General features: G+C 59.8%; 17 protein-coding genes. 5 read left to right on the top strand and 12 right to left on the bottom strand.

The annotated features are described in order from the left end of the window. Positions 1 to 5 precede the first annotated feature (5 nt). Positions 6 to 512, bottom strand: coding sequence for a molybdopterin-dependent oxidoreductase (locus V6R85_RS11540; RefSeq protein ID WP_111833887.1), 507 nt, complete (start codon positions 510 to 512; stop codon positions 6 to 8). Positions 513 to 1,128: 616 nt separating this feature from the next. On the opposite strand from V6R85_RS11540, the gene V6R85_RS11545 reads away from it, so the two are divergent. Beyond that, positions 1,129 to 2,565 (top strand): NAD-dependent succinate-semialdehyde dehydrogenase, encoded by a 1,437-nt coding sequence (locus tag V6R85_RS11545; RefSeq protein WP_099087377.1) that lies wholly within the window; start codon positions 1,129 to 1,131, stop codon positions 2,563 to 2,565. Between the two features lie 150 nt (positions 2,566 to 2,715). After that, entirely contained in the window at positions 2,716 to 3,813 is a 1,098-nt protein-coding gene (locus tag V6R85_RS11550) for a DNA alkylation repair protein (protein WP_111833888.1), read from the top strand. 7 nt (positions 3,814 to 3,820) lie between these two features. Here V6R85_RS11550 and V6R85_RS11555 read toward each other — a convergent pair whose 3' ends face one another. The 5 genes from V6R85_RS11555 to V6R85_RS11575 all read right to left on the bottom strand — a co-directional run bounded on the left by V6R85_RS11555 (position 3,821) and on the right by V6R85_RS11575 (position 9,012). Then, complete coding sequence (locus tag V6R85_RS11555; RefSeq protein WP_087745830.1) at positions 3,821 to 4,846, bottom strand: sulfate/molybdate ABC transporter ATP-binding protein; 1,026 nt, start codon at positions 4,844 to 4,846, stop codon at positions 3,821 to 3,823. A gap of 5 nt (positions 4,847 to 4,851) precedes the next feature. Next, complete coding sequence (gene cysW, locus V6R85_RS11560) at positions 4,852 to 5,739, bottom strand: sulfate ABC transporter permease subunit CysW (RefSeq protein WP_020012071.1); 888 nt, start codon at positions 5,737 to 5,739, stop codon at positions 4,852 to 4,854. Between the two features lie 3 nt (positions 5,740 to 5,742). Beyond that, positions 5,743 to 6,582: a sulfate ABC transporter permease subunit CysT gene (cysT, locus tag V6R85_RS11565; RefSeq protein ID WP_080570316.1), complete on the bottom strand. Its 840-nt coding sequence runs from the start codon at positions 6,580 to 6,582 to the stop codon at positions 5,743 to 5,745. A 57-nt stretch (positions 6,583 to 6,639) separates the two neighbouring features. Next, entirely contained in the window at positions 6,640 to 7,626 is a 987-nt protein-coding gene (gene cysP, locus V6R85_RS11570) for a thiosulfate ABC transporter substrate-binding protein CysP (protein WP_020012073.1), read from the bottom strand. Between the two features lie 315 nt (positions 7,627 to 7,941). Next, positions 7,942 to 9,012: an enoyl-CoA hydratase/isomerase family protein gene (locus V6R85_RS11575; RefSeq protein WP_111833890.1), complete on the bottom strand. Its 1,071-nt coding sequence runs from the start codon at positions 9,010 to 9,012 to the stop codon at positions 7,942 to 7,944. Between the two features lie 283 nt (positions 9,013 to 9,295). Here V6R85_RS11575 and V6R85_RS11580 point away from each other — a divergent pair, with 283 nt between their 5' ends. Then, entirely contained in the window at positions 9,296 to 9,553 is a 258-nt protein-coding gene (locus tag V6R85_RS11580) for a DUF2934 domain-containing protein (protein WP_003507032.1), read from the top strand. Positions 9,554 to 9,620: 67 nt separating this feature from the next. Here the strand turns inward: V6R85_RS11580 and V6R85_RS11585 are convergent, their stop codons facing one another. Beyond that, positions 9,621 to 10,427 (bottom strand): SH3 domain-containing protein, encoded by an 807-nt coding sequence (locus V6R85_RS11585; RefSeq protein WP_003507035.1) that lies wholly within the window; start codon positions 10,425 to 10,427, stop codon positions 9,621 to 9,623. A gap of 256 nt (positions 10,428 to 10,683) precedes the next feature. Here V6R85_RS11585 and ubiG point away from each other — a divergent pair, with 256 nt between their 5' ends. Beyond that, positions 10,684 to 11,436 carry a bifunctional 2-polyprenyl-6-hydroxyphenol methylase/3-demethylubiquinol 3-O-methyltransferase UbiG gene (gene ubiG, locus V6R85_RS11590; protein WP_111780448.1) on the top strand — a complete coding sequence of 251 codons (753 nt, stop codon included), beginning with the start codon at positions 10,684 to 10,686 and terminating at the stop codon, positions 11,434 to 11,436. Between the two features lie 38 nt (positions 11,437 to 11,474). On the opposite strand, the gene V6R85_RS11595 is transcribed toward ubiG, so the two are convergent. From V6R85_RS11595 to V6R85_RS11610, 4 genes are read right to left on the bottom strand one after another with little or no spacing between them, the layout of a single operon-like run. Continuing rightward, positions 11,475 to 11,903, bottom strand: coding sequence for a DUF1178 family protein (locus V6R85_RS11595; protein ID WP_003507039.1), 429 nt, complete (start codon positions 11,901 to 11,903; stop codon positions 11,475 to 11,477). Beyond that, positions 11,900 to 12,760 (bottom strand): carbon-nitrogen hydrolase family protein, encoded by an 861-nt coding sequence (locus V6R85_RS11600; protein WP_003507041.1) that lies wholly within the window; start codon positions 12,758 to 12,760, stop codon positions 11,900 to 11,902. Before V6R85_RS11600 ends, V6R85_RS11595 begins: the two co-directional genes overlap by 4 nt. A 30-nt stretch (positions 12,761 to 12,790) precedes the next feature. Further along, on the bottom strand, positions 12,791 to 13,045 hold the full coding sequence (grxC, locus tag V6R85_RS11605; protein WP_060724909.1) for a glutaredoxin 3: 255 nt from the start codon (positions 13,043 to 13,045) through the stop codon (positions 12,791 to 12,793). A gap of 60 nt (positions 13,046 to 13,105) precedes the next feature. Beyond that, on the bottom strand, positions 13,106 to 13,897 hold the full coding sequence (locus V6R85_RS11610) for a ComF family protein (RefSeq protein ID WP_111833891.1): 792 nt from the start codon (positions 13,895 to 13,897) through the stop codon (positions 13,106 to 13,108). A 143-nt stretch (positions 13,898 to 14,040) separates the two neighbouring features. Between V6R85_RS11610 and V6R85_RS11615 the strand changes: the two genes are divergently transcribed. After that, positions 14,041 to 14,922, top strand: coding sequence for a methyltransferase domain-containing protein (locus V6R85_RS11615; protein WP_003507048.1), 882 nt, complete (start codon positions 14,041 to 14,043; stop codon positions 14,920 to 14,922). 10 nt (positions 14,923 to 14,932) lie between these two features. Here the strand turns inward: V6R85_RS11615 and V6R85_RS11620 are convergent, their stop codons facing one another. After that, complete coding sequence (locus V6R85_RS11620) at positions 14,933 to 15,127, bottom strand: Flp family type IVb pilin (protein ID WP_003507050.1); 195 nt, start codon at positions 15,125 to 15,127, stop codon at positions 14,933 to 14,935. Positions 15,128 to 15,175: the final 48 nt, after the last annotated feature.

A 15,175-nucleotide genomic window follows, 5' to 3' on the forward strand; every position in this document is an offset into this window, starting at 1 on the left:
CACCTTTATTCCACTATCAGTTTGGCAACTTGCCATGCGGACCGCGAATAATAGGTCTGCTTCTGCAGCTCCGGGTCGCTGTCATAGGGATAGATGACGAACAACGGGCCTTTTTCGCGAACTGTCATGTAATTGCCATCCAGCTTGATCGCCAGGATAACGTTAAATTTCTTAAAATCTTCAATAGGTATCGTGCTGACATAATCGTTGAGAGCGACCGCCGTGACGCTGGTGCCCTTTGCACCGACGACATCCATCAGTTTCGCCAGCGAGACACCATCGAAACGGACACGGCCGTCATGCCAGGGCGTCGTCGTCTCCACCGTCTCCATGCCGAGCGCTTCCAGCATGTCACGATCAAATACCGCGGCGCCATCGGCATTCGTATTACTGATGTTTCCGGATATGGTTAATATCGGCTTTCCCTGCGGTTTGGCAATTTCCCCGGCTTCGGCACAGGAAAGCCACGCAAGCGACAAGAACGCACTGAGAAGTACCCGGACGAAACTCATACTTTTTCTCCATCGATAACGTTCAGGTCGAGGGTTTTCACCAACCTTTGAAGGTCAAGGGAACCGACGTTAGCAATATATATCAGGAACTGATGTTATATCCTCACTGAGATTTTATCCGTATTTTCTCTAGGTTTTGAGTAAACCCTTTGGATAATTTTTCCGTCTTATTGTAGTTTTTTACACTCGACGCCCTGTTATGACGCAGGCGGCAAGCCCCGGAGACCCCTCCCGATAATTCGTCAGGTGCGACAAAGGCCGAATTGTGGCGAGAGCCTCGCCGTCGCCGCACAGGTTCATCTGATTCGCGTGAGGCGGCCGGGCAGGCGTCGCCCCATCTCCGCGCCGGATTGAAATGACGAATGACAAATTCCGCATCATAGAAAAATCATGACGATTGCCGGGGCGCATGGTTGAAACATACCGCCCGGAACTTAATATAAAGGCTGTCGTTTCCGTTTCCGGCAATTCCAGAAGCCTCTTGTCGGAAATATCCAGACACATGTTCCGCGCAGCGAAAGCCGCGATGCCGGTTTCGTCCGGCCAGGACAATTCTGTTCACGTCTCCGGGCCGGACGGCATTCGCCGTATCGGCCGCATCATGAAGGTAGCCCCTATGCACACCTATCCCGACATCAAACTTCTCATTGATGGCGAATGGCGAGACGCCGTTTCCGGCAAGACGATCGCCGTGTCCGATCCGGCAACCGACGAGATCATCGGCGCGATCGCGCACGCCGAGAAGGAAGACCTCGATCTGGCGCTTGCCGCCGCCGAGCGCGGTTTCAAGCTGTGGCGCGACACCTCCCCCTTCGAGCGCTCGAAGATCATGCGCAAGGCGGCCGATATCCTGCGCGAGCGCAAGGACAAGATCGCCTATATCATGACCCGCGAGCAGGGTAAGCCGCTGGCGCAGTCGGGCACCGAAATCATGGGTGCCGCTGATACCATCGACTGGTTCGCGGAAGAAGCACGCCGCACCTATGGCCAGGTCATCCCGGCCCGCGCGAGCGGCGTTTCGCAGCTTGCCATCAAGCTGCCGGTCGGCCCTGTGGCGGCGTTCACGCCGTGGAACTTCCCGATCAACCAGATCGTCCGCAAGCTTTCCGCAGCGCTCGCCACCGGCTGCTCCATCATCGTCAAGGCGCCCGAGGAAACACCGGCATCGCCGGCCGAACTCATTCGCGCCTTCGTGGATGCGGGCGTGCCTGCCGGCGTCATCGGTCTCGTTTACGGTGTTCCATCCGAAATTTCGGAATATCTGATCCCGCATCCGGTCATCCGCAAGATTTCCTTCACCGGTTCCACGCCCATCGGCAAACATCTGGCCGCACTTGCGGGCAAACACATGAAGCGCGCCACGATGGAACTGGGCGGCCACGCGCCTGTCATGATCTTTGACGATGCCGATATCGACAAGGCGATCGAAGTGACCTCGCTTGCCAAGTTCCGCAATGCCGGTCAGGTCTGCGTCGCCCCCACCCGCTTCCTCGTGCAGGACGGCGTGGCCGATCGCTTCCTTGAAGGTTTCGTGGAAGCGACGAAGGCCATCAAGGTCGGCAACGGTCTCGAAGATGGCGTCATCATGGGCCCGCTCGCCAATGAGCGCCGCATTCCGGCACTGGAAGGCCTCATCAGCGACGCCGTTTCCCATGGCGCAGAATTGAAGACCGGCGGCCGTCGCATCGGCAACAAGGGCAATTTCTTCGAGCCGACGGTTCTCGCCAATGTGCCCACCACCGCCAAGATCATGAATGACGAGCCCTTCGGCCCGGTCGCGATCATCAACCGCTTCTCGAGCTTCGATGACGCCATCACCGAAGCGAACCGCCTGCCCTTCGGCCTTGCATCCTACGCTTTTACCGGTTCGGTCAAGACCGCGCACGCACTTGGCCAGCAGGTAGAGGCCGGCATGCTGACCATCAACCATAATGGCCTTGCGCTTCCCGAAGTCCCCTTCGGCGGCATCAAGGATTCCGGTTATGGCACGGAAGGCGGCTCGGAAGCGGTTCAGGCCTATCTGGAGACCAAATTCGTCAGCCAGATGAGCTGAAGTTAGTTTGTCACGAAACTTCTTCTCCCCGTCGGGGAGAAGAAGTAAGCGGTACCCACTCGGTCCGTCAGCACTCTTCGAAAGTTGCTCAGCCCTTGCCTCCAGCCTCATCCTGCCCTAAAAGAACAAAAAGTGAACTTTGAGGGCAATATGAGCGACACGGCGGCACCTTCATTGAAGGAAATCTTCAACCGCGAGAAACTGCGGCACATCGCCGATCAGACCAGGGCCGTTCATCCGCAGTTTGACATCTCAGCCTTCATGGCGCTCGCCACCGAAAACCTCGAGGCCTTGGGCATCATGCAGCGCATGCGGCAGGTGGCGACGAGCCTGCATGCGACACTTCCCGGCGACTATGCCCGCAACATCGAAATCCTGACCGCCGCAGCGCCGGGCATCGGCAACGGTTTTGCCTCCATTTCGCTGCCGGAATATGTGGCGCTCTACGGCCTCGATGATTTCGATCTTTCCATGGAAGCGCTGCATTATTTCACCCGTTTCGGCTCCTCGGAATTCGCCATCCGTCATTTCCTGCAAAGGGATATGGCCCGTACCCTTGCCGTGATGGAGACATGGTCACGACATGAAAACGAACATGTGCGGCGGCTGGCGAGCGAGGGCTGCCGGCCGCGCCTGCCATGGTCATTCCAGCTCAAACCCCTGATCGACGATCCATCCCCGGTCACTGGTATCCTCGAGGCCATGAAAGCTGATGAGGCGCTTTATGTGCGCAAATCCGTCGCCAATCATCTGAACGACATCACCAAGGACAATCCCGCTTTCGTGCTGGCGCTCATCGATGCATGGCCGAAGGAAAACCCGCATACGCGCTGGATTACACGCCAAGCCCTGCGCACGTTGATCAAGAAGGGCGACGCCGCCGCGCTTGCCCATCTTGGCGCACATGAGGAAGCGGAAATTGCACTTGCGGCATTTCAGGTTACGCCGGACAAGGTGGCTCTCGGCAACCCTGTGCGGATTTCAGCCTCTTTCACCTCGACGGCGAAACGCCCGCAGAAACTGGTGATCGACTACGCCGTGCACTACGTGAAGAAGAGCGGCGACGCCTCGGCGAAAGTCTTCAAGTGGAAAGAAATCGAGCTTCAGCCCGGTGAGACATGCGCGCTGTCGATCAGCCGCGCCATACGCGATTTCACCACCCGCAAACACTATCCCGGCCTTCACAGGGTTGAGCTGATGATCAACGGCAAGCTTGTGGCAGAAAGCGCCTTCGAGCTTCTGGGCTGACAACGGCTCATGCCGCCGGGAAAATCTTCGCCCGGCGGATGATGACGGAACCGCGGTCACCGGCGGCGACGTCGTTTTCCGGCGGCACGTCAAATTCCAGGATGTCGCCGCCATCGGTGCTGGCGATTACCCGGCGTTCACCCGCCCGGTCGAGAACCCGCGCCACCGAGGCCGGAATGCCCTCATGCAGATCTTCCCATTCGAGATCGCCGGGGCGGGCATAGATATCCACGACGCCATCTCCTTGCGCATAGGAGAAAGGCAGCTCATTGTCACCGACATAGACCTTGCCGCCGCGCGCCACGCCGGAGACCCGGTTGGCATCACCCAGAAAGCGCATGACGAAGGCGCTGTTCGGCTGGCGGCAGACCTCCTTCGGCGTGCCCTCCTGTACGATTTCGCCCTGATTGAGGATGACAACACGATCGGCAAGATCGAGCGCCTCTTCCTGGTCATGCGTCACGAAAATCGTGGTGATGCCGAGCGAATCGTGAATCTCGCGCAGCCAGCGGCGAAGGTCGCGGCGCACATTGGCGTCCAGCGCCCCGAAAGGCTCATCGAGCAGAAGTACCTTTGGATCGACCGAAAGCGCACGCGCCAGCGCCACGCGCTGCCGCTGCCCGCCGGAAATCTGCGCCGGGAAACGGTCGCCCAGACCATCAAGCTTCACCAGCCGCAAAAGCTCCCCAACGCGGGCGTCGATCGCCGCCTTGTCCCGCTTCACCTTCGAGACCTTCATGCCGAAAGCGATGTTTTGATGCAGAGTCATATGCGGGAAAAGCGCATAATGCTGGAACACAAAACCGACGCCGCGGTCACGCACCGGAATATTGGTGGCGTCCTCGTCGCCGAAAAAGATACGGCCGCCATCGCTATATTCGAGACCGGCGACCATGCGCAAAATCGTCGTCTTGCCGGAGCCTGAGGGACCGAGCAGTGCCAGAAGCTCGCCGCTTTCGATATCCAGCGAAACATCGCGCACGGCGCGGAAGGTATCGAAGGTCTTCACCACATTTTCGAGGCGGATTTTCATGGGAATCAGGTCTCCGTGGCGATGGCGGCGTCGCCGTTGGTCTTCTTGGCCCCGCGCCCGGCGCCGCGTCGTTCCAGCGCCACCTTGGCGATGATGGTGACGACGGCGAGCAAGGCAAGGATGGAGGCTGACGCGAAGGCGCCGGCCGTCTGGTAGTCGTGGTAAAGCAGCTCGATATGCAGCGGCAGCGTATTGGTCTGGCCGCGAATATTGCCCGATACGACCGATACCGCGCCGAATTCACCCATCACGCGGGCGTTGCACAGCACGACGCCATAAAGCAGCGCCCATTTGATATTCGGCAAGGTCACCGAAAAGAAGGTGCGCCAGCCGGATGCGCCAAGCGAGGTCGCCGCCTCCTCAAGATCACGGCCCTGCGCCTGCATCAGCGGGATCAGTTCGCGCGCCACGAAAGGCGCGGTCACGAACATCGAGGCGATGACGATGCCGGGCAGCGCAAAGAGTATCTTGATGTCATGCGCATCGAGGAACGGGCCGAACAAACCCTGAAGGCCGTAAACGAAGAGATAGGCGACGCCGGCGACGATCGGCGAAATCGAGAAGGGTATTTCGATCAGCACCAGCAGGAAACGCCGGCCCGGGAAATCGAACTTGGTGATCGCCCATGCGGCGGCCACACCGAAGGCGGTATTAACAGGCACGGCGATCAGCGCCGTCAGTACCGTCAGCATGATGGCGTGGCGGGTATCGGGATGGGTGATGGTAGCGGAATAGACCTTCCAGCCCTGCGAAAAGGCCTCGACGCCGATGATGACAAGCGGTGCGACGACCAGCAGGGCACCTATGACGAGCACGAAGGCAATCAGGCTGCGGCGAACAAGAGGCGCGTCGCCAACCCGTGGCGGCTTGCGGTGTGAAGAAACGGCACTCATGTCTCAGCCCCTCACCGTGTAACGAAGCGCGCGCGCCTGCAGGTAATTGGTCACCGCCAGCATCACGAAGGCGGTGATGAGCAGCACGGAGGCGATGGCGGCCGCCGCCTGATAATCATATTCCTCCAGCCGGATGAAGATCAGCAGCGCGGTGATCTCAGTCGAAAACGGCTGGTTGCCGGCGATGAAGATGATCGCCCCGAATTCGCCGAGGCTGCGGGCGAAGGACAGCGACAGACCAGCGAGCAACGCCGGCGTCAGGAGCGGCAGGATTATCTTGCGGAAAATTTCGAGATCGGAACCACCGAGCGATTGCGCCGCTTCTTCCAGCGCCGGATCGAGGTCTTCCAGAACCGGCTGCACGGTGCGAACGATGAAGGGCAGGCTGGTAAAGGCCATCGCCACCATGATGCCAAGCGGCGTGTAGGCCACCTTGATGCCGAATTGGGAAAGCACCGAGCCGAACCAACCGTTGCCCGCAAAAAGCGTCGTCAGCGCAATGCCGGCAACGGCGGTGGGAAGCGCAAAAGGCAGATCGACGATGGCGTCCACGATGCGCCAGCCGGGAAAGCGGTAACGTGTCAGCACCCAGGCAAGCGCCACCCCGAAAATGACGTTGAACAGCGTGGCGGCCAGCGCACAGAGCACGGTAACACGATAGCTGGCGACGGCGCGCGGAGAAGAGATGATCGACCAATATTCGGCAGGGCCTAGGCTTGCCGCCTTGAACACCAGCGCCGAGAGCGGCAGAAGCACGATGATGGCGACGTAAGTCAGGGTAACGCCAAGGGACAATTTCAGCCCCGGCAGAACATTCCGTTTCAAACCCCGCCCCCAATTCATCAAAAAGCGACCCGGCAGTTTCCCGCCGGGTCTTCTATCTGTTCTTTGTCGTTGTGATTAACGGCTGCCGTAAAGCGTATCAAGCGTCGCGCCGGATGCAAAATGCTCTTTCTGAATTTTGTCCCAGCCGCCGAAGACATCATCGACGTTGACGAGGCGAATGGCCGGGAACTTATCCTTGAACTCGCCAACGACCTTTTCATTGTGAACGCGGTGGCCAAATTCGGCGGCGATGCGCTGGCCTTCCTCGGTATAGAGGAAGTCGAGATAGCTCTTCGCCAGATCACGCGAGCCGCGCTTGTCGACCACCTTGTCCACCACGGCCACCGGGAATTCGGCGAGCAGGCTGACGGAGGGCACAACGCCTTCCACCTTGTCGGCGCCATATTGCTTGGCGATGCCGCGGGTCTCGGCTTCGAAGGTGATCAGCACGTCGCCGATCTCGCGTTCCACGAAAGTGGTGGTGGCGGCGCGGCCTCCGGTGTCGAAAACCGGCGTATTGTCGAAGATTTTCTTGACGAATTCCTGGACCTTCTTCTCGTCGCCGTTGAACTTCTCCTTGGCGTAAGCCGTGGCGGCGAGATAGGTGTAACGGGCGTTACCCGAGGTCTTCGGATTGGGGAAAACGATCTTCACATCGTCGCGGGCAAGATCGTCCCAGTCCTTGATACCCTTGGGATTGCCGGCGCGCACGAGGAAGGACGGGAAGGAATAGAACGGCGATGCGTCGTTCGCAAAATCCTTCTTCCAGTCGGCTGAAACGAAGCCCTGCTTCACCAGAAAATCGACATCGGTCACCTGGTTGAAGGTGACAACATCGGCTTCAAGACCCTCGACAATGGCGCGCGCCTGCTTGGAGGTGCCGGCATGCGACTGATCGACGGTTACGCCCGGATGCTGCTTGATAAACGCCTCGTTCTCGGCCGCAAAAACTTCGCGGGCGACATCGTAGGATGCGTTGAGGATGGTGGTCGGAGACTGCGCCTGCGCCGCACCTGCAAAAAGAGCGGCAACGGCAGTACCGATAATGAGAAGACGTTTCATGAATACCCCCGGCAATTCGAATGGTGTTCAACATAGCGGGCGGCGGCAACGCCCGCGAGAAACAACTGTGCCTTGCAGGGGTATGGATTGGAAATTTCACCCAAAGAATAAGCACTCAAAAGGTGATGATTTCATATAGGGCAAGAAGCCGAATTTCTTTTGCGTCACCCTTCCCAAAATCTCGGAGAGAACCATGAAATTCATTACGCCCGCAACATGTATTCGCATTGAGCGTAGCCCTCGTCCTTGTGCTTGTCACAGGAATGAGGGCGGAGATTCGCCAGTCTCCAGGCAACAGGCGCGGTCTCCACTGATCTAAAGGCGATGATCGGGAAACAGATTGCCGGAATGCCCGGCAAAATAGGGCGCCAGATTCTCCTCCCGCACCTCTTCCAGCCGCGCCGGTTGCCAGCGGGGATTGCGGTCCTTGTCGATAAGGGCCGCACGCACGCCTTCGTAAAAATCGTGCTGGCGCAATATCTCCGTGCCGGCGGCAAATTCCCGCTCCAGGCATTCGATGAGGCTCGCGCTTTCGCGGCCGAGGCGCAGCAGCTTCAGGGTCAGTTTCAGACTGGTGGGAGAGCGCTTTTGCAGGACCTCAAGGGTCTCGCGCGAAAACGCATCTTGGCGCGCCGAAAGTGCCGCGAAAATTTCTTCGACGGTATCAAAACGGAATGTCGCGTCGATAATATCCCGATTTAGGGATAAAACGCCTTCATCGGCCTCAACCGCCTGCGCCATGATCGCCGTCTCGATGCTGTCTATATCCGCCGCTTGCGACAGGTTCTGGACCAGACCGTCGAGACGGTCCGAAGGAACAATATAATCGGCAAAGCCGGCGTAGATGGCATCAGCGGCCGTAACCGCGTTGCCCGTCAGCCCCAGCCAGGTGCCGCATTCGCCCGGCGCTCGTGGCAGGAGCCAGGAGCCGCCAACGTCAGGGAAATAACCGATGCCTGTTTCCGGCATGGCGAGTTTTGTGCGTTCCGTGACGATGCGGTGGCTGCCATGGGCTGAAATGCCGACACCGCCGCCCATGACGATGCCGTCCATCAGGGCAATATAGGGCTTGCTGAAGCGGGCGATGCGATAGTTGAGCGGAAATTCTTCCCGCCAGAAATCAAGCACCTGCGGGTCGCCGGCCTTGCCAAGATCATGAATGATGCGAACATCGCCCCCGGCGCAAAGCCCCCTGTCGCCTTCCCCGGTCAACACCGCGCAGGCAACACCGGCATCCTCCTCGAAACGCTGAAGCGCCTGAAACAGGCCGCGAACCATCGCCAACGTCAGGCTGTTGATCGCCTTCGGGCGGTTGAGGCGAATGATGCCAGCCCCTCCCCCCTTCTTGACGATGACCTGCGCATCCGCTTCCGTTGTCTGTTCCAAGACCGCCTCCTCCGCTGCCCATTCATCCGGCCATCTTGGCGGCCTTGGGCCGATCACGCAACGTTGATCTTCTCTTGTAGGAACGTCTTTCGCCCAAACCGCTTTAACGGGGACAAAATGCCAGAAATCCGTTTTTGCAATGCAGCATGTTTGCTTGACGCCCGGAAAATCATGGCATGTAATGGGCTCTGGAAATGCCGGCATTGATTCCTGTCGAGCGTGTGCCGGACCAAGCGGAATGTCGCCTTCTCAAAGGCGCTGTAAACAGCAACGGGAGACGAGCATGCAGGTTTCGGAACACGAATGGATCAGCAAACGGGCATATACACTCTGGGAAAAGGAAGGCCATCCCACTGGGCGCGACGCGCACCACTGGGAACAGGCCAGGCATGAATTTTCGCTGCTGAAGACATCGGAAGCGACAAAACCCGCAACGCGCAAGAAGGCCGCTCCCAAGGTCGCGGCTGCCGATGCCGCACCGGATGCAGAAACCCCGGCGAAACCCAAGAGCCGTGCCCGCAAGGCTGCTGCCACGAAATAGGGGCTCGTGCCGTTAAGCTGAAGCCACCAATGAAAAAGCCCGACGAAATTCGCCGGGCTTTGTCTGTTTAGCGCGGGTCACAACCCGGATCACCGACCCGGCAGCCATCCCGGAGGTTTTCCGACGCAGGCGCACGGCGCGGGTCATCCCACTGGCGACGCTCGGCAGGAAGCCGGCCCTCATTCTGATTTGGCTGGCGATCGCGATTGCGATCCCGGTTCTCATCTTCGAAGCGCCGGCGATCGTCATCGCGACGGGGCCTGTCCTGATTTCTGTCGCCCTGGTTCCAGTCGCCATAACGACGTTCCCAGCGTCCGTCATTCGGACCGCCGCCCTGACGGGGATCGCGCCACTCGTCACGACGACCATCACGCCAGTCATCCCGGCGTCCGTCACGCCACTCGTCACGCGGACGCGGGCGATCCCATCCGGCACTCGGCGGCGGGGCGTTCCAGTAACCACCTGATGGCGGCGGACGACGCCAGCGGTCACGCTCGCGGTAGAAGTCGCGGTCGCGATAATAGCGGTCCCAATAACGGCCGACTTCAAAGGTGATAACCGGCACGCCGAGATCGCGGTAATAACGCGGTTCGACATAGACCCGGTTCTGCCGGTAGGTCGTGGCGATGTAACGCCCAGCTACCCAGCCGCGACCGCCCACGAACGCGACATCGCACCAGGGCGTGTCGGAAAGGCAGCCATGGACGGTGAGCGGCGCGCCATTCGGGATCACCACAACAGCCGGATAGGCCGTGCTCGGGCCGGAGCGCATATTCACATTCGCGGTGGCGAAACCGCGCGTCGCAGCTTCGGCAAGTGCCGGCGCGGCGAGCATGGCCACCAGCGCAATTGCGCCAAACAGTTTTTTCTTCACTTCTTTCTCCTCAAGCAAAGGCCCGCTTTGCCCTTGTCGGCATCCACCACTTCGATGGACGAGTATGCGTTCCGCATACTGCCACGATCGGAAAATACGCGTTGCTGCATGAACGCAGCATGAAACAAATGAGACGCCTCATCAGTTCCACCTGCGGCAATGAGCGCCCGACAAATTGCCGCCGGAATGGACCGCCGGTCTTGACTTCGGGGGGCAATCATCCGACTTCAATGCAACAGCAATATGGAGCAGAACCATGAGCGAAACCGCACAGACGACCGTCGACCAGAGCGAAGTGGATCGCTTCTCCGCGATGGCTGCGGAATGGTGGAGCCCGACCGGCAAGTTCCGCCCGTTGCACAAGTTCAATCCGGTGCGGCTCGAATATATCCGCAACCGGATCTGCGACAATTTCGGCCGCGACCCGAAGGCGCACCGCCCGCTGGAAGGGCTGCGCATACTGGATATTGGCTGCGGCGGCGGCCTTCTCTCCGAACCCGTTGCGCGCATGGGCGCGGATGTGGTGGGCGCCGATCCCTCGGAAAAAAATATCGGCATCGCCTCCACCCACGCCCGCGAAAGCGGGGTAATCGTTGACTACCGCGCCGTGACCGCCGAACAGTTGCAGGAAGCTGGCGAGACCTTCGACGTCATCCTCAACATGGAGGTGGTCGAACATGTGGCCAATGTCGATCTCTTCGTCACCACCTGCGCAAAAATGGTGCGACCCGGCGGGTTGATGTTCGCCGCCACCATCAACCGCACGCTCAAAGCCCGGGCACTGGCAATCTTCGCCGCCGAAAACGTGCTGCGCTGGCTGCCGCGCGGCACGCACCAATATGAAAAGCTCGTTCGCCCGGAAGAGCTTGAACGGCCGCTGGTGGCAAGCGGCATGGACATCATCCACCGCACCGGCGTGTTCTACAACGTGCTGCAGGACCGCTGGAATCTTTCACCTGACATGGAGGTCAACTACATGATGCTGGCGAAACGACCGGCGCAAGGCTAACACGGGGCGCTCTGTGAGTGATGTCGTTCTAAAGAAATTCAGTTGACGTCATCAGGCAAAACCGGCAGCGGCGCGATCTCTATACCCTCATCCAGCAGGGCCTTGGCTTCCTGCGCAGAGGCATTGCCGATGATGCCGCGCTCATCCGCCTCGCCATAATGGATCTTGCGCGCCTCTTCGGGAAATTTATCGCCGACATCCTCGGCATTGGCGCGGATATTGGCGACAGCCTCGCGGATTTTCGCCATCGCCTCTTTCCTGGCCGTATCCATGGCGAGCGTCTGGCGTTCGTCTTTCTTGCGGGCGGTGGAGACCGAGGGCGCCATCAATAGCTTGGAGACCTGCACGGAATTGCAGACCGGGCAGGACAGGAAACCGCGCTGCAACTGATTGTCGAAATCGTCGCTACCGGCAAACCAGCCTTCAAACTCATGGCCCTTTTCACAGGCCAGCGCATAACGGATCACGCCGCTTCACCTCCGGCAGGTTTCAGGGGAATGACGGTGTCCAGTCCGAACTCGCGAGCATTGCGCAGATTGGGAATCTTGCCACGCGCAGCCGCGACCAGCGACGTGTCGATCTCGGCGATGATTATCTCTTCTCCAGCGCCGCCGGCAATGGCCAGAACCTTGCCCCAGGGATCGATGATGATGGAATGGCCAAAGGTCTCCCGCCCGTCCTCATGCACGCCGGCCTGCGCGGCAGCAATGACAAAAGCGCCATTTTCAATGGCGCGGGCGCGCAGCAGGATCTCCCAATGCGCCTCCCCCGTCTGCCGGGTGAAAGCCGCCGGAACCGTCAGAACCTCTGCACCGGCCAGTGCTTCAGCGCGAAAAAGCTGCGGAAAACGGACGTCGTAACAAATCGCAAAGCCGAATTTCGCCAGCGGAAGTTCAGCGATACGCGCCACCTCGCCGGGTTGATAAGCAGCGCTTTCGCGCCAGCTTTCACCATTGTCGAGATCGACATCGAACATATGGATCTTGTCATAGCTGCAGATGCGCGAACCATCCGGCGCGAAGAGAAAACCGCGATTGGCGATCTTGCCATCCGGCCGGGCAATCGCGGTCGAGCCGACATGGACATGAATGCCGAGTTCGCGGGCGAGACGCGCGGCCGTCGCAACGATGATATCGCCATCGTCATCCTGCAATTGCGCACGCAACGCCTGCCTGTCCTTCTGAATGGCGCCCGTCATTTCCGGGGTCTGCACATAAACGGCGCCCTCGGCTGCAGCCGCCCGCACCAACCGTTCCATATCGGCGGCGTTTTTTGCCGGGTCGACGCCGGAGCGCATCTGAATGGCGGCAGCCTTGAAACTCATCATATCCTCCATGCCCGCAAATCGGGCCGATCAGGCGGCCAGCAGCACGTCCAGTTTGCCGGCGCGCTCCAGCGCGTGCAGATCATCACAACCGCCCACATGCTCGCCATTGATGAAGATTTGCGGGAACGTTGTACCGCCGGATTTTTCGATCATTTCCTGCCGGTATTCGGGCGTCGTCGTAGCGTTATATTCGGCGTAATCCACGCCCTTGCTGTCCAGCAGCGCCTTGGCGCGCGCGCAATAACCACAAAAATCCCGCGTATAGATCGTTACCGGTGCCATGTTTTCAAAGCCCTCGCAAACGTGCGGTAAAACGCACGATAAAGTTATGTCATTCAGGTTTCATATAGGGCCGGAAATGGCCATTGCAAAGGTCAAAACCGTCACATCCACGGCACCGGCCTTGCGCAGGGCGCGGCTTGCCGCACCCACCGTCGCACCGGTGGTATAGACGTCGTCCACCAGCACCACGCGCTTGCCATGGACATCGGTTTCCCGGCCGGGCGCGAGCGCGAAAGCGCCGCGCACATTGTCCTGTCGGGCAAGTGCCGAAAGCCCCACCTGCCGCTCGGTCGGCTTCACGCGCAACAGCGTGCCGGCAAGCACGGGCTTGCCGGCGGCCTTGGCCAGATGCCGTGCCAGCTCGGCGGATTGATTGAAACGGCGGCGCAGGAAACGGTGCCGATGCAACGGAACGGGCACGATGCAATCACAGTCACCCACCGTTCCGTCACTTGCCCTCAGCATCCACAGCGCCATCAGTCGGGCGAGATCGGTCCGGTCCTGATATTTCAGCCGGTGCACGAGCTTGCGGGCGGTTCCCTCATGGCTTGCGACGGCACGCAGCCGGTCAAAGGGCGGCGGTTCGGCAATGGCCCGCGCGCTCACAAAACCGTCTCCGTGATCCCGCGCGAAGGGAATGCCCAGAACCTCGCAAAAGGGGCGATCGATAAAGCCCACATCCCGCCAGCAATCCGCGCATAAGGCACCCTCGCCGCCGGTCATGCGGGTGCAGCCCGCGCAGGTTGGCGGGTAGACCATACGGAAGAGCGCGCGCCACATGTCTCCTGCTGCCGCCGGCACGGCCGCGGACTTCGATAGCAACGCCGAAAACAGACTTTCACCAGCACCCATGAGGTTGACTTTACCGCTGAACGGGTGCCTTTGCGAGAGCGATAGTTCCGTCCCGTCACCGGGAGAACGATGCCCGCAGCGGCATGACAGTAACGATACGGCCCGCCGATCCCGAAGGCGTTTGAGGCCGAGCAGGCAAGACGATGGATATTCTCTTTGACCAGGCCCTAATCGAACAAAACCGTCACCGGGCGTGGGCCAGACGCGATGACAAGGCCCTGTTTCTTCTCGATATGGCGGCCGAAGAGCTGGCCGACAGGCTCGCCATCGTCGAGCGCCAGTTCGAGACCGCGATCGAACTTCATGGCGGAACCGGCGTCACCGCCCGACGCCTGGCGGAGACCGGCAAGGTCGATACCATTCGCCGTATCGAAACCGAGAGTTCTTTTGCGACGGATGCAAATATTCCCGAGGCCGCTTCCATGGAGCATCTGCCGCTTGAGGAGGCCTCCGCCAATCTCATCGTCTCACCACTTGCCCTGCATCTGACCAACGACACCCCCGGTGCGCTGATCCAGATCCGGCGGGCATTAAAACCGGACGGTCTGTTTCTCGGCGCCATTCCCGGCAGCGGCACCCTGCAGGAACTGCGCGATGTGCTGCTGACCGCAGAGGCCGAACTGACCGGGGGCGCAAGTCCGCGTGTCATTCCCTTCGCCGATGTGCGCGATGTCGGCGCGCTTTTGCAGCGCGCCGGGTTTGCGCTTCCCGTTACCGATGCGGAAAGCTACACGGTTCGTTACGATTCTATTTTTCCGCTGATGCGGGACCTGCGCGCCATGGGCATGGCCAACCCGCTGGCAAGCCGCAGCAGAAAACCGCTCAACCGCGCCTTTTTCCTGCGCGCAGCGGAGCTTTACGCCGAGCGCTATTCAGATCCTGACGGGCGGATAAGGGCGACATTTTCCATTATTTACGTATCAGGCTGGGCCCCGCACGAAAGCCAGCAGAAACCGCTAAAGCCCGGCTCCGCCAAGGTGCGGCTTGCCGATGCCTTGAAGACAACAGAGGTGAAGCTGTCCTGAGCGATCAGCCCTACAGGTTCGACTGGGCAAAAGTATCTACGATGAACTGAAACACGGCATTGATATTGCTGCTGATGTTGCCTGCGCCAGCGATGAGGGCGGCGGAGAGCAGCCCCACGATCAAGCCGTATTCAACGGCTGTCGCACCGTCTTCGTTTTTGCAAAAATTGATAAAAAAATGCAGCACAGGATATTCCCCATCCACCGGTGCGTTCCGACAACCGGCATCTGCCCTGTTGAAATCAACACTATC

This window comes from Agrobacterium sp. CCNWLW32, assembly GCF_037083425.1.
GTDB lineage: Bacteria > Pseudomonadota > Alphaproteobacteria > Rhizobiales > Rhizobiaceae > Agrobacterium > Agrobacterium radiobacter.